Origin of the sequence: Streptomyces sp. NPDC016845 (genome assembly GCF_044332585.1) — a bacterium.
Lineage (GTDB): Bacteria > Actinomycetota > Actinomycetes > Streptomycetales > Streptomycetaceae > Streptomyces.
Genome location: NZ_JBIRPI010000048.1, coordinates 1 through 21,188 on the forward strand (window position 1 = coordinate 1; position 21,188 = coordinate 21,188).

Consider the following 21,188-nt stretch of genomic DNA (forward strand, 5'->3'; position numbering starts at 1 on the left):
GGCTCATCGCCCTGCACCAGCACCAGTACCTGGACGGCAAGGTCTTCTTCGACCAGGCGATCCAGGGCTACACCACCGCGGGCAACCGGGCCGGCGAGGCGACGACCCTGTTCAACCTGTCCCGCGCCCACCTCGGCATGGACAACGTGGCGAAGGCCGTCGACATCGCCCGGCACGGCCTCGCCCTGCTCGCCGAACTCGGCAGGACCATGCGGCTCGCCAACGGACACTACGCCCTCGGCATGGCGCTGACCAAGGCCGCCCGGCACGACGAGGCGCTCAGCCAGCTGCACGAGGCCGTCACCATCTTCGTGGACCACCGCCAGCGGCTCTGGGAAGGGACCACGCACTTCCGCATCGCCGAGGCGCACGTCGCCGCCCTCCGCCCGGCGCAGGCCGCCCAGCACGCCGAACAGGCCCTCGCCATCGGGTGCATCGGCGGCGACCGGATGCGGGGCAACGTCCTCACGCTCCTCGGCCACGCCCTCACCAGGCTCGGCCAGGTCGACCGGGCCCGCGTCTGCTGGCGCGAGGCGCTCAAGCTCTACGAGGAGCACGGCGCCCCCGAAGCCGGCGAGGTCCGCGCCCTGCTCAGGCCGACGGCGGCGGCCTGAGCGACGTCCGCCGCCCCAGTTGCCGCAGGCGTTCAGCATTCGTTTATCGCGACACGGCACTCTCATAGCCATCGGACCGTCGCATCGGGGGGCAGACGGTTCACGGGGGAGCCGCTACGGCTAATCTGCGGCTCTGATCGCCCGTCCGGCGGTCCACGGGGGAACTTCCGGACGGGCGCTTCACACCAGCTCTCGCCGTTGCGAAGGAGTACGAACCGATGAGCGAGCAGAAGAAGACGCAGGCCAGGCCGCTCGACAACCAGATGCCCGTCCCGCCCGCGGACGAGCCCATGATCGCGATGGACAACCAGATGCCGGCGCCGCCCGCCGACGACACCATCGTCACGATGGACAACCAGATGCCCGCGCCGCCTGTGGACCCGCGCGGCAAGTAAGCCTCATTCCCGACGGGGATCGGCCGCGGCGGCGCGGAGGGGGAGCCGCCGCGGCCGAGTCATTCACAAGGGGGCCGAGCGAAAGCTCGGCCCCCTCTTCGCGTTGCCGACCTGTGACAGAACCCCGCCCGGAGGGCGCTTCGTGTAACAGGCATGTACGAGGGAACGGGCGGAGGGAACGGCCGCGCGGCACAGGCGGGTCCTAGGAGGCAGCAAGGAACGCTCGTGTCGAGCACTCCGAACCGACCGCCAGGAAGGCACCATGCGCGCACAGAAGATCACTCTCGCCGGTATCGCCCTCGTCGCGGGTCTCTCCCTCACCGCCTGCCAGAGCGGCGACGACGACAAGGCCTCCGGCGCGAACGACTCCGGGTCCACGGCAGCGTCCTCGTCCTCCTCCTCACCCCAGTCCTCGTCCTCGTCCTCGTCCTCGTCCTCGAAGACGAACGGCTCCGCCGACTCCGCCAACTCGCCCTCCTCCAACGGCTCCGGCGCCGGGACCACCGCCACCGACGGTTCCGCCGAAGGCAGTGGCGGCGGCCAGATCACCACCGGCCCCTGCAAGACCGCCAACCTCGCCTTCCACACCGCCCACGGCATGGGCGAGGGCGACTTCACGGTCGCCATGAAGAACACCGGCGACGCCTGCACCCTCAAGGGCTTCCCGGGCGTGGACCTCAAGGCCGACAGCGGTCCGGGCGGCATCAGCGCCGCCCGCAGCAAGCTCGCCGCGCCGCTCGTCACCCTCAAGTCAGGCGAGGAGACCCGGTTCCACCTGCACTACCCGCGCAACGACTCCGGCGGCTCCGGCGTCGACATCACCCAGCTCGTCGTCACCCCGCCGAACGAGACCCACTCCAAGACCCTGCCGGTCGCCATCAACCTCCCGGTCTCCGACAGCCCCACCGAGGCGGGCGTCACGGTCGACCCGGTCGGCACGGGCAAGCAGTAGCCGCCAGGTGCCCTCGTGGGGGTGCCCGGAGGGACCACGTATGACCGCACAGCGCGCAGACCCCGGGGAACCGCTGGCCCCCCGCGCGGAGCGCCCCGGCCGCGCTCCATCCGGCCGGGACCGGGTCCAGGGCGCGGTGTACATCGCCCAGGTCACGGCTCGACCCTCCTGACCTGCCCCAGCACCTTCGCCTCCACCACCGGCAGCCCCTTCACCCACCAGTGGTCATAGCGCCGGTACGCGGCCTCGTCCCGCTCCGCCAGCAGCGCGAGCAGCCCCCGCGCCTCCTCCTCCAGCGCCTCCCACACGTCCCCGGCCAGCGGACGGAACGCGCTCACCTCCAGACCGGACCCGTCCGGCGCCATCCGCCAGACCCCGGCCACGTGGCCGTCGACCAGAACCGTCGGCAGCACATCCCCGTTCACGCGGGTCACGTGCTTGCGGTACTCGGGAGGCAGGACCCGGGCCCGGTCCGCGTAGGCGAGGAGCACGCTGTCCCACATCGGCAGCAGGCGTGGCGGCGCCGCCACCTCCTCCGGCGGCCTCACACCTCCGGGTACGTCGTAGAGCACGGTTCCGCCGGGCCCGGGCAGCTCCTCCAGGTCGTCGCCAAGCGCCGCCCGCACCCGGCCCTTCTGCACGAGGCCGAACTGCGCGATGTCCGCCACGGACGCGGGGCCGAACCCCGCGAGGTAGCGCCGGACCAGGACTCGCAGCGCCTCCGCGACCGCCTCCGGGTCCCGCAGCCCGGGGCGATGCGCCACGCCCGCCGACACATAGCGCTGCCCGGCCCCGGACACGTACCCCCACGGAGCGCCCTCGACCGGCACATGCCACAGCGGCGCGTACTGCCGCAGCATCCGCCACGCCGTCGGCGCCAGCTCCCCTTCGAGGCGGGCCCGCTCCCGCAGCCACTCCCCCAACGCCTGGGCGGTACCCGCCACTTCGGCCCGCTCGAGCAGCTCCGGCAACAACGCGTCCGCGTCCGTCTCCGTCAGCCCCGACGCCTTGAACCGTGGATCCCGCAGCCGCGCACCCCGCACCGTCGGCTCCACCGCCGCGCGGAAAGCCGCGTAGTCGTCGACGTGCACCGCGTGCAGCGTGATCCGCATCAGCGTCGACTTCACCACGCGGAAGCCGGCGAGCACCGCGTCCAGGTCCGCCGGGCGGAACCCCGCCACCCTGTTCCACAGCGCCACATACGGCGAAGCGGGCTGCTGCGCCTGTAGCGCGACAACCCGCCTCACCGCGTCCTCGGCCCCCACCGGCTGCCGCTGGAGCAGCAACTGCCGTGCGAGGGTCGACCTGTTGAGGGCGCGCTCAGTGATCGCTGTCGCTGTCATGGCGGGCATTCTCCGCCACGGCACCGACAGCGCCGCCGGCTCAGCCCAACCGCCGCGCCACCTCGGTCGCCCAGTACGTCAGGATCATGTTCGCGCCCGCCCGCTTGATCCCGGTCAGCGACTCCATGATCGCCCGGTCCCGCTCGATCCAGCCGCGCTGCGCCGCCGCCTCGATCATCGCGTACTCGCCGCTGATCTGGTACGCGGCCACCGGCACGTCCACCTCGTCGGCGACGCGGGCCAGGATGTCCAGGTAGGGCCCGGCCGGCTTGACCATGACCATGTCGGCGCCCTCCTCCAGATCGAGCGCCAGCTCCCGCAGCGACTCCCGGATGTTGGCCGGGTCCTGCTGGTACGTCTTGCGGTCACCCTTGAGCGACGAGCCCACGGCCTCGCGGAACGGGCCGTAGAACGCCGACGAGTACTTCGCCGTGTACGCGAGGATCGCCACGTCCTCGCGGCCGATCTGGTCGAGCGCGTCACGGATGACGCCGATCTGGCCGTCCATCATCCCGGACGGGCCGACGACGTGGGCGCCCGCGTCCGCCTGGACCTGCGCCATCTCGGCGTACCGCTCAAGGGTCGCGTCGTTGTCGACCCGGCCCTGCTCGTCGAGGACGCCGCAGTGCCCGTGGTCGGTGAACTCGTCCAGGCACAGGTCGGACATGACGATCAGGTCGTCCCCGACCTCGGCCCGTACGTCCCGGAGCCCCTGCTGGAGGATGCCGTCCGGGTCGGTGCCGACCGTGCCCGCGCCGTCCTTCTTCTCCTCCAGGGGGACGCCGAAGAGCATGATCCCGGAGATGCCCGCCTCGACGGCCTCGGCCGCGGCCTTCTTCAGGGAGTCCCGGGTGTGCTGGAAGACACCGGGCATCGACCCGATCTCGACCGGCTCGTCGATCCCTTCCCGCACGAACGCGGGGAGGATCAGGTCGGCCGGATGCAGCCGCGTCTCGGCGACCATGCGCCGCATGGCGGGAGTCGTCCGCAGCCGCCGGGGCCGCGCACCGGGGAAAGAGCCGTACCGAGTCACTGGAACTGTCACCTCGTACCTACGTACCTACGTGTACCTGGATCAAATGAACCAGGGCGGGCACCCGGTTCGCACCGGGCACCCGCCCCCTGCCTGCTTGCTACGGAGCCGCGCGCCTGCGCCGCGACCCGGGCCGCCGCTCGCTCGGCCGCGTCACCGGGTCACCGGCCTCGACCGCCGCGTCCCGGCGCCGGGCGCCGAAGTCGGCGAGCGCCGCGGCCAGCTTGAGCACCGACGGCTCCGGAGCCATCACGTCGACCCGCAGGCCGTGCTCCTCGGCGGTCTTGGCGGTGGCCGGGCCGATACAGGCGATCACCGTCACGTTGTGCGGCTTGCCCGCGATGCCGACCAGGTTGCGCACCGTGCTCGACGAGGTGAACAGCACCGCGTCGAAGCCGCCGCCCTTGATCGCCTCGCGCGTCTCGGCCGGCGGGGGCGAAGCCCGAACGGTCCGGTAGGCCGTGACGTCGTCGACCTCCCAGCCCAGCTCGATCAACCCCGCGACCAGCGTCTCCGTGGCGATGTCCGCGCGCGGCAGGAACACTCTGTCGATCGGGTCGAAGACCGGGTCGTAGGGCGGCCAGTCCTCCAGGAGACCGGCGGCCGACTGCTCGCCGCTCGGCACCAGGTCCGGCTTGACGCCGAACGCGATCAGCGCGTTCGCCGTCTGTTCGCCGACCGCCGCGACCTTGATCCCGGCGAAGGCGCGCGCGTCGAGCCCGTACTCCTCGAACTTCTCGCGCACCGCCTTGACCGCGTTGACCGAGGTGAAGGCGATCCACTCGTAGCGGCCCGTGACCAGGCCCTTGACCGCGCGCTCCATCTGCTGCGGGGTGCGCGGCGGCTCGACGGCGATCGTCGGCACCTCGTGCGGCACCGCGCCGTACGACCTGAGCTGGTCGGAGAGGGACGCCGCCTGCTCCTTCGTACGCGGGACGAGCACCTTCCAGCCGAACAGCGGCTTGGACTCGAACCACGACAACTGGTCGCGCTGGGCGGCGGCGGACCGCTCACCGACCACGGCTATCACCGGCCGGCCGCCCTCGGGCGAGGGCAACACCTTGGCCTGCTTGAACGTCTGCGCGATGGTGCCGAGCGTCGCGGTCCAGGTCTTCTGGCGCGTCGTCGTCCCCGCGACGGTCACGGTCAGCGGGGTGTCCGGCTTGCGGCCCGCCGCGACCAGCTCACCGGCGGCCGCGGCCACCGAGTCGAGCGTCGTGGAGACGACGACCGTGCCGTCGGACGCGCCGACCTCGCTCCAGCAGCGCTCGGAGGCGGTGGCGGCGTCGACGAAGCGGACGTCGGCGCCCTGCGCGTCGCGCAGCGGGACACCGGCGTACGCGGCCACACCGACCGCCGCGGCGACACCGGGGACGACCTCGAAGTCGATGCCCGCGGAGGCGCAGGCCAGCATCTCCTCGGCCGCGTACGTGTCGAGCCCGGGGTCACCGGAGACCGCACGCACGACCCGCTTGCCGCTGCCCGCGGCCTCCATGACAAGATTGGCCCAGTCCCTCAGAGCCGGGACCACGACGGCAGTTGACGCCCCGTCAGCAGCCGTGCGCCCCGGCGTGCCCGCGTCGAGCACGGTCACGCCCGCGGCGGCGTGCGTGCGGACGACGTCGAGCACTTCGGGCTCGGCGATCAGCACATCCGCTCGGGTCAGGGCCTCCACGGCCCGCAGTGTCAGCAGTCCTGGGTCACCGGGACCGGCACCCAGGAAGGTGACGTGCCCAGGTGCGCAGGCGGTCGGTTGAGGCGTGGTGGGGCTCAAAGTGCTCGCTCCCCCATCAGACCGGCCGCACCCTTGGCCAGCATCTCGGCGGCGAGTTCCCGCCCGAGCGCCAGCGCCTCGTCCTCCGACGAGGGCACGGGACCGGTGGTGGACAGCTGCACCAGCTCGGAGCCGTCGGTGGTCCCGACGACGCCGCGCAGGCGCATTTCGTTGGCAATCTGCCCGTCGGCCAGCAAGTCGGCCAGCGCGCCCACAGGTGCGCTGCAACCGGCTTCCAGGGCGGCGAGCAGGGATCGTTCGGCGGTCACGGCGACCCGGGTGAAGGGGTCGTCGAGCTCGGCGAGCGCGGCGGCGAGCGCACCGTTGTTCGTGGTGCACTCGACTGCCAGTGCCCCCTGACCGGGGGCGGGCAGGACGGTGTCGGTCGCGAGGAGGTCGGTGGCCTCCCGCGAGCGGCCTATGCGGTTGAGCCCGGCCGCCGCCAGGACGACGGCGTCGAGCTCCCCCTTCTCGACGTAGCCGATGCGGGTGTCGATGTTCCCGCGGATCGGCACGGTCTCGATGGTCATTCCGTGGCTACGGGCGTACGCGTTGAGCTGCGCCATGCGGCGCGGCGAACCGGTACCGATCCGGGCCCCGGCCGGCAGCTCGGTGAACGTCAGCCCGTCGCGTGCGACCAGCGCGTCCCGCGGGTCCTCGCGCACCGGCACGGCGGCCAGCGTGAGCCCCTCGGGCTGCGCGGTCGGCAGGTCCTTCAGGGAGTGCACGGCGAAGTCGATCTCCCCGCGCCCCAGCGCGTCCCGCAGGGCGGTGACGAAGACACCCGTCCCGCCGATCTGCGCCAGATGCTCACGGGAGGTGTCCCCGTACGTGGTGATCTCCACCAGCTCGACCTCACGGCCGGTCAGCTGGCGTACGGCTTCGGCGACATGCCCGGACTGGGACATGGCCAGCTTGCTGCGCCTGGTCCCCAGCCTCAGTGCTGTGTCGGCGGCGGTCATGCCGGGCCTCGATTCTTGCCTACCGTGCCGGTAGCGGATTCACGGTCTCGGGGGATGGCCCGGGAGACGGCGGCGACCGTCTCCTGGTCCAGGTCGAACAGGGTCCGCAGCGCGTCCGCGTACCCGGCACCGCCGGGCTCGGCGGCGAGCTGCTTGACCCGTACGGTCGGCGCGTGCAGCAGTTTGTCCACCACGCGCCGCACGGTCTGGGTGATCTCCGCGCGCTCCTTCTCGTCCAGGCCGGGCAGCCGGCCGTCGAGGCGCGCGATCTCGCTGGCGACGACGGACGCGGCCATGGTGCGCAGCGCCACGACGGTCGGCGTGATGTGCGCGGCGCGCTGGGCGGCGCCGAACGCGGCGACCTCGTCGGCGACGATCGTGCGCACCTGGTCCACGTCGGCGGCCATCGGCGCGTCGGCGGAGGCGTCGGCGAGGGACTCGATGTCGACGAGGCGGACCCCGTCGATGCGGTGCGAGGCGGCGTCGATGTCGCGCGGCATCGCCAGGTCGAGCAGGGCGAGCGCGACGCGCTGCACGGGCTCGGGCTGCCGCTCGCGGCGCATCTCGGGCACCCGGCCCGCGGCCGCGAGGGCGGCGATGGTGTCGGCCTCGGAGGGCCGCACCCGCTCGGCCGGCGCGTTGTCGACCCAGGCGCCGTGCTGTTCGAGCGCGGCGGCGTCGAACCCGGCGACGGCGGCCTCGCCCTCGACCGAGAACCCGCCGCGCACGGGGGCGCTCGGGTCGACGGGGCAGCCCTCGGCCGGCGCCTTGGCGCCGGGTGCCGAAGCCTGCTGCGGCACGTCGCCGCCCGCGGTCGGTGTCCGGCCCGCGACGGCGGTGCGCACGACGTCGGCGGTCAGGACGAGCCCGGTCGCACCGGTGCAGGAGATGGCCACGTCGGCACGTGTCAGTTCGTCCGCCACGGCGTCCATGGCGACGGCCCGGGCGGCGGTACCGCCCTCCCCCAGGATTTCCACGAGGCGCTCGGCGCGCTCCATGGTCCGGTTGGCGACGACGATCTCGGCCACCCCGGCGCGCGCGAGCGTCGCCGCGGCGAGCGAGGACATCGAGCCCGCGCCGATCACGAGCGCGCGCTTGCCCTGCGCCCAGGCGGCCACCGGCTCCCGCTGCGCGAGCTGTTCGAGGCCGAAGGTGACGAGCGACTGTCCGGCCCGGTCGATCCCGGTCTCGGAGTGCGCCCGCTTGCCGACCCGCAGCGCCTGCTGGAACAGGTCGTTCAGGAGCTTGCCCGCGGAGTGCAGCTCCTGCGCGCGGGCGAGCGTGTCCTTGATCTGGCCGAGGATCTGGCCCTCGCCGACGACCATCGAGTCGAGCCCGCACGCCACCGAGAACAGGTGGTGCACCGCCCGGTCCTCGTAGTGCACATAGAGATAAGGAGTGAGCTCTTCCAGGCCCACACCGCTGTGCTGCGCGAGCAGCGTCGACAGCTCGGCGACACCGGCGTGGAACTTGTCCACGTCCGCGTACAGCTCGATGCGGTTGCAGGTCGACAGGAGCGCCGCCTCGGCCGCCGGCTCGGCGGCGAGCGTGTCCTGGACGAGCTTGGCCCCGGCGTCCGCGTTCAGCGCGGCCCGCTCCAGGATGGAGACCGGGGCGCTGCGGTGGCTCAGCCCTACGACGAGAAGGCTCATGCCGGCATCACGGCGGGCACGTCCCCGTCGGGTCCCTTGCGATCGGCGACGGCGGTGGGCTTGGTGACCTTGGCGGCCGGGCCCTCGACACCGACGGCGCCCTCGGCCGCCTCCATGGCGCTCTCGCCCGCCTTGCGCTGCTCGTGGAAGGCGAGGATCTGCAGCTCGATGGAGAGGTCGACCTTGCGCACGTCGACGCCGTCCGGCACGGACAGAACGGTCGGCGCGAAGTTCAGGATGGAGGTGACACCGGCGGCGACGAGCCGGTCGCAGACCTGCTGCGCGGCGCCGGCCGGGGTCGCGATGACGCCGATGGACACACCGTTGTCGTCGATGATCTTCTCGAGGTCGTCGGCGTGCTGCACCGGCATCCCGGCGACGGTCTTGCCCGTCATCGCGGGATCGGCGTCGATGAGGGCCGCGACGCGGAACCCGCGCGAGGCGAACCCGCCGTAGTTGGCGAGGGCCGCGCCGAGGTTACCGATACCGACCATCACGATCGGCCAGTCCTGGGTCAGGCCCAGCTCGCGCGAGATCTGGTAGACGAGGTACTCGACGTCGTAGCCGACACCCCTGGTGCCGTACGAGCCGAGGTACGAGAAGTCCTTGCGCAGCTTCGCGGAGTTGACCCCCGCCGCGGCCGCGAGCTCCTCGGAGGAGACCGTGGGTACCGAGCGCTCGGACAGCGCGGTGAGGGCTCGGAGGTACAGCGGGAGACGGGCGACCGTGGCCTCGGGAATTCCTCGGCTGCGGGTCGCCGGTCGGTGATTTCGGCCAGTTGCCACGGTGCTCCTGCGGGTAGAGCGGGGCTGCGGGCGGCTCGTAGTTCCTGGACCGCCCCGTCGAATGCAGGCTATGTCTTTGTGAACGCGTGCACAAAGATGGTGTCCGATTTGCCCGGCCAACGTGACCGGGGTCACGCGCCCCCGGCGCGCTTTTGTGGAACCGGCGCGCAGGCAGCCTCGTTGCATACCTGTGGGGGGCAAAACCGGACACCTTCCTTCAGATCCACGCCCCCCGAGACCAAACCGCCCCCGATCCTAAGCGACTTTGGGTATGAGTTGGACTCGTCGGTCAGTGACCTACGCGACCGCGGGTGGCGCCCGCGCACGGACGGCTACCGCGTGAGCGCACGCCGCAGCCGCTCCTCCTGCACGCGCCAGAAATCGTGCTGCGCCCCGTCGACCAGAGTGACCGGGATCTGTTCCCAGTACTTGCGGTACAGCTCCTCGTCCTCGGTGATGTCCTTCGCCTCCCACGCGGCGCCCACCTCGGCGCACACCTTCTCGATCACCGCCTGTGCGTCATCGCACAGATGGCACCCGGGCTTCCGGATCAGCGTGACGACACGCTCCTGCGGATTCTTCTTCTCACCGCGGCGAAAAATGGGACTCATACCGGCCATTCTGACCCCGCCTTCTCCCCTTGCACGACGCCGGGATTTCACGGACCGACAGCTTCCCGAAATCCTCTCGACTCCGGAAGCACCGAACAGAATGGCTATGCTCGCGCCATGTCCCGCCCGTCGCCCGACCGCCGCCCCGGCAGGAGGCACGCCATGCCGCTGATTGGATTCGGATGGCTCACACCTCGCAGGCGCCCCGCGACCGCGCGCAGTGTCCTCGCGGGCGAGGCGTCGGCGGAGGCCGCCCGCAAGACCTCGCAGGAACTGGAGGAGCAGGCGCCCGCGACGGAAGGCGCGGAAGGACGGGAACCGGAATTCCCGGTCTTCGGCGACGACAAGGCCGCCGCCTTCTTCGACCTGGACAACACCGTGATGCAGGGCGCCGCGATCTTCCATTTCGGGCGCGGCCTGTACAAGCGGAAGTTCTTCGAGCGCCGTGAGCTGACCCGGTTCGCCTGGCAGCAGGCGTGGTTCCGGCTGGCCGGCGTCGAGGACCCCGAGCACATGCAGGACGTCCGCGAGAGCGCGCTCTCCATCGTCAAGGGCCACCGCGTCGCCGAGCTGCAGTCCATCGGCGAGGAGATCTACGACGAGTACATGGCCGAGCGGATCTGGCCCGGCACCCGCGCCCTCGCCCAGGCACACCTCGACGCGGGCCAGAAGGTCTGGCTGGTCACCGCCGCGCCCGTGGAGATCGCCACGGTCATCGCCCGCCGCCTCGGCCTGACCGGCGCGCTCGGCACCGTCGCCGAGTCCATCGGCGGCGTCTACACCGGCAAGCTCGTCGGCGAACCGCTGCACGGCCCCGCGAAGGCCGAGGCCGTCCGGGCGCTCGCCTCCGCCGAGGGCCTGGAGCTCGGCCGCTGCGCCGCCTACAGCGACTCCCACAACGACATCCCGATGCTCTCGCTCGTCGGACACCCGTACGCGATCAACCCCGACGCCAAACTGCGCAAGTACGCGCGTGAACGGGAATGGCGGCTGCGGGACTACCGCACGGGCCGCAAGGCCGCGAAGGTCGGCATCCCGGCCGCGGCGGGGGTCGGCGCGGTCGCGGGCGGCACGGCGGCGGCGATCGCCCTGCACCGGCGCCGTCGCTGACCCCTCGACCGACAGAGGGGCTTACCCGGCAAGGGGCTCCGGCAGTCCCGTTGATACCACTCGGCCACAACAGGTCACCGGGATAGCCCCAACATGACCTGATCCGATCAGCAAACGGTCACCCTCCGGTACTCAAACCCTCGTCGATCGACTACAGAAGTGACGTAATCGATGATTTGAGCAACTCGGTGTAGCGCTCCCTGCACGAAGCGTTATTCTCCTCAGACGCATTCCGGTACCCACACGTCAGCACGACGAGTGAACGGTCCCGCACTGCACGTGATGGAAGCTCTGCCTCTGGGAGTCCCGTGTTTCAACACGTCGGGGTTGACGCCTCGGGCCTGGCTACGCTGCGCGCAACGGTCATCGACCGCTTGCGCGGCTTCGTCCCCACCGCGTACGCCGTCCCCGCCCTCGCCGTCGCCGTACCGGCCGGCCCGTGCTTCGCCATGGCCGATTCCGGTGCCGCCACCGTCGGCAGACGGACCAGGTCCGGAGCCGCCGGCGCGTCCGGCACGTCGACGGCGTCCGCCCCACGCCGTCCCGCAGCTGACAGCGACAGCGCCCGCATGATGGAACTGGTCGAGCGCGCCCAGTCCGGCGAGGCCGATGCCTTCGGCCGCCTCTACGACCAGTACAGCGACACCGTCTACCGCTACATCTACTACCGCGTCGGCGGGAAGGCGACGGCCGAGGACCTCACCAGCGAGACCTTTCTGCGCGCCCTGCGCCGCATCGGCACCTTCACCTGGCAGGGCCGTGACTTCGGCGCCTGGCTGGTCACGATCGCGCGCAACCTGGTCGCCGACCACTTCAAGTCGAGCCGTTTCCGCCTCGAAGTGACCACCGGCGAAATGCTGGACGCGAACGAGGTGGAGCGTTCCCCCGAGGACTCGGTCCTCGAATCCCTCTCCAACGCGGCCCTGCTCGAAGCCGTACGACGGCTCAACCCACAGCAGCAGGAGTGCGTCACGCTCCGCTTCCTCCAGGGTCTGTCCGTCGCCGAGACCGCCCGCGTGATGGGCAAGAACGAGGGCGCGATCAAGACCCTCCAGTACCGGGCCGTGCGCACCCTCGCCCGGCTCCTGCCGGACGACGCCCGCTGACCGCCGCCCGCTGACCGCCGCCCGCCCCCGGCGCCGCCGCCGGGCGCCCCTCACCGTCCGCGATTCTCAACTCACCTTCCGTGAGGGCGAGATGAGATCGTGGTCGGATCATCTTTCGTCCGTAACCCAAGTGCCGCGCCGCTCGTTGAGCGGGATGCAGGCTCCCTGTGGTCACTCCTGGACCGGCTCCGCTCACCCGTTCGTGTGCATGCCGACAGGGCGTGCAACCCTCAGGACCCCTTGGGGAGTCGACCACGTGGGAGTCGACCGTCATGACGAGAGGAGGTGCCGCCAGTGATCGCGAACGTATCGGCACACCGGCGGGCGAACGCCTTCGCCCAGGCCCTGGAGGACCAGTCCGACCCGGACCCGGCGGCGCAGCAGCCGGAGGAACCGGAAGCCCGGGCGGGCGACCGGTCCGATCGGACCGAACAGGGCAGGCTGCTGTCCCTGGCCTCCGGCCTCGGCGAACTGCCCAAACCGAGACTGGATCCCGAGGTCAAAGTGGAGCAGCGGGCTCAGCTCGTCGCCGCCATGGAGACCATGCTCAAGGAGGGCACCATCGGCCCTTCGGTACCGGAGCAGCGGACCCGGACCAAAGGAGCGCACCGGGCGAGCCCCCTGCGGGGCCTACGGCCCCGCACCCGCCTGACCAAGGGGCTCGCCGCGGGCGGGCTCACGGTCGGCGTCGCCGCCGGTGCCTTCGGCGGAGTGGCGGCGGCCAGTTCCAGCGCCCTTCCCGGCGACAACCTCTACGGCCTCAAGCGCGGCATGGAGGACTTCAAGCTGGGCCTGGCCGACAGCGACTCGGACCGCGGCACGCTCTACCTCGACCAGGCGTCGACGCGGCTCAGCGAGGCGCGGCGGCTGATGGAGCGCGACCGCGGCGGCGTCCTCGACCATGAGTCGATCGGCGAGGTCCGGCGCGCGCTCTCCGGCATGCGCTACGACGCGTCCGAGGGCCACCGGCTGCTCAGCGCCGCGTACAAGCGGGACGGCTCGCTCGGTCCGATCCAGGCGCTGAACGCGTTCTCGGAGTCGCACCGGCGCAGCTGGCAGGCGCTCAGCGACCGGCTGCCGGTCCAGCTCGGGGACGTACGGGACGAGGTCAGCTCGGTCTTCGACGCCATAGACCATGAGGTCGACCCGCTGCGCTCGCTGCTCCCCAAGACCCCGGCCCGCAACGGCGCCCCGGCCACCGGCCGCACCGGAGCCACGACGCCGGGGACGTCCGGCACCGACCGTGCCACCCCGTCCCACCCGTCCGGCACGGACCACCACGGCACCAGCTCCACCAAGCCGAAGCCGTCCAGCTCCGGCAGCGGCGCGAGCAAGGAGAGGGACGGCCTCCTCGGCGAGACCACCGGCGGCCTCCTCGACCCGCCGGAGGACGAGACGAGCCCGCCCCCGTCGGACGACGGCAAGCTCGACACCCCGCAGGTCCCGAAGCCGGACGTGACGCTGCCACCGCTCCTACCGGGCCTGCTCCCCGGCCTGGGCATCGACGCGGAGGACGCCGACTAGCGGTACGGGTACGAGAGGGCCCGGGGTTCGCCCCGGGCCCTCTCGCGCTGCGTGGCAAAGGCGTGCCGCTGTGCCGCGTGGCGAAGGCGTGCCGCGCTAGAAGAACACCGACCGCCGCTGCACCAGCAGCTTGTACAGCGTGTGCTGGATCTGTTCGCGGACCTGGTCGGTCAGGTTGAACATCAGCATCGGGTCCTCCGCCGCCTCCGGCGGATACCCGTCCGTCAGGATCGGCTCCCCGAACTGGATGGTCCACTTCGTCGGCAGCGGCACCGCCCCGAGCGGCCCGAGCCACGGAAACGTCGGCGTGATCGGGAAGTACGGGAAGCCGAGCACCCGCGCCAGCGTCTTCGCGTTGCCGAGCATCGGGTAGATCTCCTCCGCCCCGACGATCGAGCACGGCACGATCGGCGTCCCGGCGCGCAGCGCGGTCGACACGAACCCGCCGCGCCCGAACCGCTGCAGTTTGTACCGCTCGCTGAACGGTTTCCCTATGCCCTTGAACCCCTCCGGCATCACGCCGACCAGCTCACCGCTCTCGAGCAGCCGCTGCGCGTCCTCCGCGCAGGCCAGCGTGTGGCCGGCCTTGCGCGCCAGCTCGTTGACGACCGGCAGCATGAACACCAGGTCGGCCGCGAGGAGCCGCAGATGGCGTCCGGCCGGATGGTTGTCGTGCACGGCGACCTGCATCATCAGGCCGTCCAGCGGCAAGGTCCCGGAGTGGTTGGAGACGATCAGCGCCCCGCCCTCGGACGGGATGTTCTCCACGCCCTTCACCTCGACGCGGAAGTACTTCTCCGCGACGGGCCGCAGCAGCGACATCAGGACCTGGTCGGTGAGCTCCTTGTCGTAGCCGAACTCGTCGATCTCGTACTCCCCGGTGAGCCGCCGCCGCAGGAACGAGAGCCCGCCCGCGACCCGCCGCTCCCAGCCCCCGCGCTCCTCGGCCACGGGCACCTCCGGTGACGGCGCGGGCTCCGGCTCCGAGCGCTGCACCGGCAGTGGTTTGATCTCGTGTACGTCCCCGGCCGCCCCCGCCGGTTCGCTCTTGCGCCGGCCCTTGCGCCGCCCGGCGCCCTTCCCGGTGGCACCCCGCGACCTGTCGTCGTCGAACCGAATGACCTTGGCGTCCGCCATCGTGTCCGCGCTCCTCAGTTGGCGCTCTGCGTCGGGGGGTGGCTCGGTGTGCGCCCGCCGCCGAGGAACGGCAGCGACGCGATCCTGTCGACGGCTCCCGCCACCGCCTTCGGCGGCAGCAGCCCGGGGCCCCGGCCGCGGACGAAGTCCTCGAAGGTCTCCGCGGTCGAGTACAGGGGCCGGAAGCCCAGCGTGTCCTTCATCTGGACCGTCGACACCATCCGCCCGTGGGTGAGCAGCCTGATCTGTTCGGGCGAGAAGTCCGTCGCCCCCAGCGTACGCAGCGCGCCGCCCACCCAGGTCACCGCGGGCAGCAGCACCGGGACGGTCGGCCGGCCGAGCCGCCGCGAACACTGCGAGAGCAGCAGGACGCCGTCGCCCGCGATGTTGAAGGTCCCGCTGTTCAGCGTGGCACGCTCGGGTTCGCGCGAGGCCAGCCGCAGCACCTCGATCACATCGTCCTCGTGCACGAACTGCAGCCGCGGGTCGTAGCCGAACACGGTCGGCAGGACCGGCAGCGAGAAGTACTCGGAGAGCGGCGAATCGGCCCTCGGCCCGAGGATGTTGGCGAACCGCAGCACGCACACCGCGACGTCGGGCCGGCGCCGGGCGAACCCGCGCACATATCCTTCGACCTCGACGGTGTCCTTGGCGAAGCCGCCGCTCGGCAGCGACTTCGGCGGCGTCGTCTCGGTGAAGACGGCCGGGTCGCGCGGCGCGGACCCGTACACGTTCGTACTGGACTTCACGACGAGCCGCCGCACGCTCGGCGCCTTCTGGCACGCGCCGAGGAGCTGCATCGTGCCGATGACGTTGGTCTCCTTCACCGAGCCGCGGCCGCCACTGGCGAGCGGGGTCCCGGTGACGTCCATGTGCACGACCGTGTCGACGGAGTGCTCGGCGAGCACCCGCGCGATCGTCGGCTGCCGGATGTCGGCCTGGAGGAAATCCGCGCCGCCCAGATGGTGCGCGGGCGGTACCGCGTCCACACCGATGACCCGGTCCACTTCGGGGTCCCGCTGGATGCGCCGTACGAAGCGGCCCCCCAGCTGCCTGGCCACCCCGGTCACGAGCACGACCTTGCCCAAGATCAGCGCCTACCTTCCGTCCCCAGCCCCGCCGCGCTCAACGTCCCCGTGTCGCGGCTCACGTTAGCGCTTCGTCGTTGCGCTGTGATGTCCACCCGATGCAGGAAGTGACGACAGCCACAGGCGTACGTACAGCCCAGAGCCTGCTCCGCGCGGTACCGCCTCCACGAGTGCCTGGAAGAACTTGTCCGAAACGCAGTCGGAACGGACTCGGGCCGCGCGCGGAACGCACCCTGGACAGCTCGTGAACGCACTGTGGCCCTCCCACCGAAAGAAAACGGTGGAAGGGCCACAGATCGCGCTGTTGACGCAGCGGTCGCTTACTTCTTGTTGCGACGCTGCACACGCGTGCGCTTCAGCAGCTTGCGGTGCTTCTTCTTCGCCATCCGCTTACGCCGCTTCTTGATAACAGAGCCCACGACTACCCTCGCTCACTTCTCGGACAACCCCCGCGGTGCGGGGACAATCACTCGGTGCGGGGCTGCATTGGGGCCCACACGACCTACGGAGGGCCAGCGTACCCCGCCCGGGCGCCGAGCTAGAAATCGAGGGGTCGATCAGCCGGTCTCAGCCGGTCTCCACCCCCACATAGGACTCGCGGAGGTACTCGTGGACCGCTTGCTCGGGGACGCGGAAGCTCCGCCCCACCCGGATCGCGGGCAGATGACCGCTGTGCACCAACCGGTACACGGTCATCTTGGACACTCGCATGACCGCCGCGACTTCCGCCACGGTCAGGAATTGCACCTCGTTCAGAGGCCTACTCTCACCAGCAGCCATGACACACCTGAACCTTCCGCACTCGACGGCCACCGGCTTCCCCTTCCGGTGACTCAACGTCGTTGCGTGCTCACTCCCCAGACTAGGGGCGTGTGGTGCGAGTGGGGAAGAGGAGCAGCGATCGGCCGCCTACTGTGACAGACACGCTCGATTGAGTACATAGCGAGTAAGCGGTCGGTAGTAATCAGACCGCACAGCGTCATCAAGCGGAACGACGACGGACACTCGCCCCTCCGCCTCACCGACGAACAGCGCGGGATCGTCGGTATCGGCCAGGCCGATGGCATCGAACCCCAACTGACCTGCACCGCAGACCCACCCGTGGTCTCCGATGACAAGGTGCGGGAGGGGCCACCCGGCCTCCGCGCAACCCGCCAGTGCGGTGCGAACCGGGAGGGGGGAGTGGGTGTGCGCGCCGGGCTCGCCGCCGGGGGCGCAAGCGCCGGGTTCGCGCACCAGCGCGACTCCTCGTACGTAGTCAAGGTTGTACGTACGTAGTCCGAACCGGGTCGTTATGTCGACACTCTGACCCTGCGCCGGGGTGAGGACGGGACATCCGAGCGCCGACAACGCGTCCGCAAGCGCGGCGTAGAAGCCGAGCAGACGGTGCGGATGTCCGGTCCCGAAGAGTACCGGGGAGCGCTCGTGGGCGGCCCTGCCGAGACGGTCCCCGAACGCGTCCAGCGCCGCCAGGGTCAGCTCCGGATCGATGACGTCACAGCCCGAGGTATGCCCGGGATCATCCGATACGCCGCACTTGTCGGCCATGAGGGCGAGCAAGTCCCGCTGCCCCCACGCCCATTCGGGGTCGAGCCCGAGCAGCACCCGTGGGTCGCGCGCCTCGAAGAGGCGGTAACTCCGCAGGCTCTCCTCGCGGGAGGTCGTCACGGGCCCGGCAAGGCGAGCCGCCAACAGGTGCGCACGCAGGGCGCCGGTGCTCAACACGTGCCTGATGCTGGCGCATCGGCCGCCCGGATACCGCCGAAAAGCCCCGAACACCCCACAGTCGGAGTAACGCGGGGCCGAAGTTCCGTGAGCCGGGTCATGTGTTGGCTATGGCAGCGGCCAAGACGACAGCAGCCGGCTACGGCAGCAGCCCCCGCAGCGGGAACGCCGCCTTACGAGTGGCCAGGATCGCCTGGTCGAGCCGGTCGGCCGGGTCGTACCCCGCCTCCCACTCGCGGTGCTCGACGGGCCAGCGCCCGTCCGTCATCCGCCCGGGAGCCAACTGCCGTGTCCGCGCATACACTTCTTGCCGCCAGCCCTCCGGGGTCAGCGTCTCCGGCGCGACCTCCCGCCCGGCCGCGATGGCGACCAGATGCGTCCAGGAGCGTGGCACGACGTCCACTACCGCGTACCCGCCCCCGCCGAGCGCCACCCAGCGCCCCTGCGCGTACTCGTGCGCCAGCTCGTGGCAGGCGACCTGCACGGCCCGCTGCGCGTCGAGCGAGACCGCGAGGTGGGCGAGGGGGTCCTCGAAGTGCGTGTCGGCCCCGTGCTGCGTCACCAGGACCTGCGGCCGGAACTCCGCGAGCAGCTCCGGCACGACGGCGTGGAAGGCCCGCAGCCATCCGGCGTCCCCGGTCCCGGCCGGCAGCGCCACATTGACCGCCGTCCCTTCGGCGGCGCCCTCGGCCCCGGTCTCCTCCGGCCACCCGGTCTGCGGAAAGAGCGTCCGCGGATGCTCGTGCAGGGAGACGGTGAGCACGCGCGGGTCCTCCCAGAACGCGGCCTGCACGCCGTCCCCGTGGTGCACGTCCACGTCCACGTACGCGACCCGCTCGACGCCCAGTTCGAGCAGCCGGGCGATGGCGAGCGCCGCGTCGTTGTACACACAGAACCCGGACGCGGCACCCGGCATGGCGTGATGCAGCCCGCCGGCGAAGTTCACGGCGTGCAGGGCGTCCCCGCGCCACACGGCCTCGGCGGCGCCCACGGACTGCCCGGCGATCAGCGCGGACACCTCGTGCATCCCGGCGAAGGCGGGATCGTCGACGGTCCCGAGCCCGTACGCCTGGTCCGCCGCGCCCGGATCGGCCGAGGCTGCCTTGACCGCGTCCACGTAGTCCTGGCGGTGCACGAGCCGCAGCGTCGACTCACCCGCCCGCTTGGCCGCGACGACCTCGACGTCCCGGTCGAGCCCGAAGGCGTCGACGAGTCGCCGGGTCAGGTCGAGTCGGACGGGATCCATCGGGTGTCCTGGCCCGAAGTCATACCCCGTCACCGCCGGGTCCCACATCAACTGCGCGCGGCCGCTCATGCCTGCCACCGTATCGGTCCGCCCCGGATCCGAACGAAGGGGCGTACACGAGCGTCACGAGCACCAGCGCCATCGGTACGAGCATCGCCCAGCGGTAGCTCCACGCGTCACCCAGCGCCCCGACAAGCGGCGAACCGATCAAAAAGCCCACGTAGTTGAAGATATTGAGCCGCGCGATGGCCGCGTCGGAGGCGCCGGGGAACATGCGCCCCGCCGCGGCGAAGGTCTGCGGCACGATCACGCACAACCCGAGCCCGATCAGCGTGAACCCGGCCACGCCCGCCCAGGCGCCGGGCGCGATCGCCACGGCACCGAACCCGGCGGCGGCGATGACCGTCCCCATCCGCACCACGGCCACGGCCCCGAACCGCCGCACCCCCACATCGCCCACGGCCCGCCCGATCAGCGTCATCACCATGTAGACGTTGTACGGGACGGTCGACAGCTGCTCGGAGCTGCCGAGGACGTCCTGCAAGTACTTCGCGCTCCAGTTGGAGACGGTCGAGTCCCCGATGTACGCGAAGGTCATCACCAGGCACAGCGGCAGCAGCATCTTGAAGACGAGCCCACCCGCCTGCTCCCGCACAGCGTCCTCGACGGCGCGAACGTCGGCATCGACGTACCACCGACTCCCCACGAAGAGCGCGGGCACGAACACCACGGTCACCGGCAGGTACAGCACGAACAGCGAGAGATCCCAGTGCGCCCCCGCCCAGGCGAGCGAAGCGCCCACGATCCCGCCGAGGCTGTACGCGGCGTGAAACCCGAGCATGATGCTGCGCCCGTACGCCCGCTGGAGACTGACCCCGAGCATGTTCATCGAGGCGTCGAGGGCGCCCACGGCGAGCCCGAACGCGGCGAGCGCGACGGCCACTTGCCACATGCTGTCCCCGGCGCCGACGCCGAGCAGCGCCAGGAGCGCGACGGGCTGCGACCACCGCAGCACCCGGCTCGGCCGCACCCGCTTCACCAGCTGCTCGGTACCTACGCTGCCGGCCCCGGCCAGGATCGGCACGGCGGCCAGGAACACGGGCAGCAGCCCGTCGGAGATCCCGTACTGGTCCTGGAGCGCGGGGATCCGCGTCACGAGCAGCGCGAAGGCCGCTCCCTGGGCGAAGAAGCTGAACCCCAGCGCCCTCCGCCCGCGGCGCATCGCGCCGGTTATGCCACTCGTGCCCTTGGTGCCGCCCGTGCCGCCGGTGCCCGTGCCATCGGTCATGGCGGCACAGCGTATGCCCTGGGAATACTCGTGGGTAGATGGATCACCGGGTCAATCGGCGGAACCGCAGGATGCCAGGAGGGCGGGCAACTCGCGCATGTCGGCGAAGAGTTGCGTCGCCGCACCGAGCCGCTCGGCCGGCGTCATGGCGGTGAACCCGTACACATCCATCCCGGCGGCGACGGCGGCCTGCACCCCGAGCGGACTGTCCTCGATGACCAGGCACTTCTCGGGCGCCACGCCCATGCGCTCGGCGGCGTGGAGGAAGAGGTCGGGGGCCGGCTTCCCTCGCCCCACGTCCTGCGAGCTGAAGATCCGCCCTTCCTCGAACCACCTGTCGAGCCCGGTCGTCCGATGCCCGACGCGGATCCGCTCGTGGCTTCCGGAGGAGGCCACGCAATAGGCGACTCCGTCGGCGGTCAGCTTCTCCAGGACGTCGACGACGCCGGGAACGGGCTTGAGCTCCTGCTCGAACGCGTCGAAGACCCGCCCGTGAAACACGTCATCGAAGTCCGCGGGCAGCCGCTTCCCGGTCCGCTCCGCGATGAGGTCGTGTACGCGGTGCATGGCGGCGCCCATGTAGTCCCGCAGGGAGTCCTCGTACGAGGTCGGGTGCCCGAGTTCGGTGAGATAGCCGGCGAGGAGGGTGTTGGAGATCGGCTCGCTGTCGACGAGGACGCCGTCATTGTCGAAGATGACGAGTTCATAGCGCATACGCCGAACTCTACGGTTGCCTTCACTGCGATCGGCCCCTGAACGCAGAAAAGCCCCGTGCCATATGGCACGGGGCTTTTCTCTACAATGAGTTCGGCGGCGTCCTACTCTCCCACAGGGTCCCCCCTG

The 21,188-nt window shown here is 71.2% G+C and carries 21 protein-coding genes; 6 read left to right on the forward strand and 15 right to left on the reverse strand.

Features of this window, described 5'->3' with window-relative positions; all coding sequences use genetic code 11:
• The 3 genes from ACH4RC_RS41450 to ACH4RC_RS41460 all read left to right on the forward strand — a co-directional run.
• Window positions 1-614, forward strand: a 614-nt coding sequence (locus ACH4RC_RS41450) for a tetratricopeptide repeat protein (RefSeq protein WP_398210077.1), incomplete at its 5' end; no start/stop codon positions are given.
• A 218-nt stretch (window positions 615-832) separates the two neighbouring features.
• Window positions 833-1,009: a hypothetical protein gene (locus tag ACH4RC_RS41455; RefSeq protein WP_398210079.1), complete on the forward strand. Its 177-nt coding sequence runs from the start codon at window positions 833-835 to the stop codon at window positions 1,007-1,009.
• A gap of 262 nt (window positions 1,010-1,271) precedes the next feature.
• On the forward strand, window positions 1,272-1,961 hold the full coding sequence (locus ACH4RC_RS41460) for a DUF4232 domain-containing protein (RefSeq protein WP_398210082.1): 690 nt from the start codon (window positions 1,272-1,274) through the stop codon (window positions 1,959-1,961).
• A gap of 152 nt (window positions 1,962-2,113) precedes the next feature.
• Here ACH4RC_RS41460 and ACH4RC_RS41465 read toward each other — a convergent pair whose 3' ends face one another.
• The 7 genes from ACH4RC_RS41465 to ACH4RC_RS41495 form a co-directional block, all read right to left on the reverse strand.
• Window positions 2,114-3,304, reverse strand: a complete 1,191-nt coding sequence (locus tag ACH4RC_RS41465) for a winged helix DNA-binding domain-containing protein (RefSeq protein WP_398210085.1) — start codon at window positions 3,302-3,304, stop codon at window positions 2,114-2,116.
• 40 nt (window positions 3,305-3,344) lie between these two features.
• Complete coding sequence (hemB, locus tag ACH4RC_RS41470) at window positions 3,345-4,337, reverse strand: porphobilinogen synthase (RefSeq protein ID WP_398210087.1); 993 nt, start codon at window positions 4,335-4,337, stop codon at window positions 3,345-3,347.
• A 100-nt stretch (window positions 4,338-4,437) separates the two neighbouring features.
• Window positions 4,438-6,111 (reverse strand): uroporphyrinogen-III synthase, encoded by a 1,674-nt coding sequence (locus ACH4RC_RS41475; RefSeq protein WP_398210090.1) that lies wholly within the window; start codon window positions 6,109-6,111, stop codon window positions 4,438-4,440.
• On the reverse strand, window positions 6,108-7,073 hold the full coding sequence (hemC, locus tag ACH4RC_RS41480; RefSeq protein WP_398210093.1) for a hydroxymethylbilane synthase: 966 nt from the start codon (window positions 7,071-7,073) through the stop codon (window positions 6,108-6,110). The genes ACH4RC_RS41475 and hemC overlap by 4 nt, the downstream gene beginning before the upstream one ends.
• Entirely contained in the window at window positions 7,070-8,725 is a 1,656-nt protein-coding gene (locus tag ACH4RC_RS41485; protein ID WP_398210096.1) for a glutamyl-tRNA reductase, read from the reverse strand. Before ACH4RC_RS41485 ends, hemC begins: the two co-directional genes overlap by 4 nt.
• The gene (locus ACH4RC_RS41490; protein WP_398210098.1) at window positions 8,722-9,510 is read right to left on the reverse strand and encodes a redox-sensing transcriptional repressor Rex; all 789 of its coding nucleotides are present in this window, start codon (window positions 9,508-9,510) and stop codon (window positions 8,722-8,724) included. The genes ACH4RC_RS41485 and ACH4RC_RS41490 overlap by 4 nt, the downstream gene beginning before the upstream one ends.
• Window positions 9,511-9,842: 332 nt before the next feature.
• Entirely contained in the window at window positions 9,843-10,121 is a 279-nt protein-coding gene (locus tag ACH4RC_RS41495; protein ID WP_398210101.1) for a glutaredoxin family protein, read from the reverse strand.
• 168 nt (window positions 10,122-10,289) lie between these two features.
• On the opposite strand from ACH4RC_RS41495, the gene ACH4RC_RS41500 reads away from it, so the two are divergent.
• From ACH4RC_RS41500 to ACH4RC_RS41510, 3 genes are all read left to right on the forward strand, one after another.
• Window positions 10,290-11,231, forward strand: coding sequence for an HAD family hydrolase (locus tag ACH4RC_RS41500; RefSeq protein WP_398210123.1), 942 nt, complete (start codon window positions 10,290-10,292; stop codon window positions 11,229-11,231).
• Between the two features lie 308 nt (window positions 11,232-11,539).
• On the forward strand, window positions 11,540-12,337 hold the full coding sequence (locus ACH4RC_RS41505; RefSeq protein ID WP_398210104.1) for an ECF subfamily RNA polymerase sigma factor, BldN family: 798 nt from the start codon (window positions 11,540-11,542) through the stop codon (window positions 12,335-12,337).
• 294 nt (window positions 12,338-12,631) lie between these two features.
• Complete coding sequence (locus ACH4RC_RS41510; RefSeq protein WP_398210106.1) at window positions 12,632-13,861, forward strand: DUF5667 domain-containing protein; 1,230 nt, start codon at window positions 12,632-12,634, stop codon at window positions 13,859-13,861.
• Between the two features lie 96 nt (window positions 13,862-13,957).
• Here ACH4RC_RS41510 and ACH4RC_RS41515 read toward each other — a convergent pair whose 3' ends face one another.
• From ACH4RC_RS41515 to ACH4RC_RS41550, 8 genes are all read right to left on the reverse strand, one after another.
• Window positions 13,958-14,998 carry a lysophospholipid acyltransferase family protein gene (locus ACH4RC_RS41515; RefSeq protein ID WP_398210109.1) on the reverse strand — a complete coding sequence of 347 codons (1,041 nt, stop codon included), beginning with the start codon at window positions 14,996-14,998 and terminating at the stop codon, window positions 13,958-13,960.
• Between the two features lie 14 nt (window positions 14,999-15,012).
• Window positions 15,013-16,086 (reverse strand): NAD-dependent epimerase/dehydratase family protein, encoded by a 1,074-nt coding sequence (locus ACH4RC_RS41520; protein WP_398210112.1) that lies wholly within the window; start codon window positions 16,084-16,086, stop codon window positions 15,013-15,015.
• Between the two features lie 320 nt (window positions 16,087-16,406).
• On the reverse strand, window positions 16,407-16,505 hold the full coding sequence (locus tag ACH4RC_RS41525) for a 30S ribosomal protein bS22 (protein ID WP_003948845.1): 99 nt from the start codon (window positions 16,503-16,505) through the stop codon (window positions 16,407-16,409).
• Window positions 16,506-16,653: 148 nt separating this feature from the next.
• Window positions 16,654-16,866 carry a helix-turn-helix domain-containing protein gene (locus ACH4RC_RS41530; protein ID WP_398210114.1) on the reverse strand — a complete coding sequence of 71 codons (213 nt, stop codon included), beginning with the start codon at window positions 16,864-16,866 and terminating at the stop codon, window positions 16,654-16,656.
• A gap of 129 nt (window positions 16,867-16,995) precedes the next feature.
• Window positions 16,996-17,811: a phosphatase gene (locus ACH4RC_RS41535; RefSeq protein ID WP_398210117.1), complete on the reverse strand. Its 816-nt coding sequence runs from the start codon at window positions 17,809-17,811 to the stop codon at window positions 16,996-16,998.
• Window positions 17,812-17,950: 139 nt separating this feature from the next.
• Window positions 17,951-19,126: an acetoin utilization protein AcuC gene (locus ACH4RC_RS41540; protein ID WP_398210118.1), complete on the reverse strand. Its 1,176-nt coding sequence runs from the start codon at window positions 19,124-19,126 to the stop codon at window positions 17,951-17,953.
• Window positions 19,077-20,291 (reverse strand): MFS transporter, encoded by a 1,215-nt coding sequence (locus ACH4RC_RS41545; protein WP_398210126.1) that lies wholly within the window; start codon window positions 20,289-20,291, stop codon window positions 19,077-19,079. Before ACH4RC_RS41545 ends, ACH4RC_RS41540 begins: the two co-directional genes overlap by 50 nt.
• 105 nt (window positions 20,292-20,396) lie before the next feature.
• On the reverse strand, window positions 20,397-21,059 hold the full coding sequence (locus ACH4RC_RS41550) for an HAD family hydrolase (RefSeq protein WP_398210121.1): 663 nt from the start codon (window positions 21,057-21,059) through the stop codon (window positions 20,397-20,399).
• Window positions 21,060-21,188 lie beyond the last annotated feature (129 nt).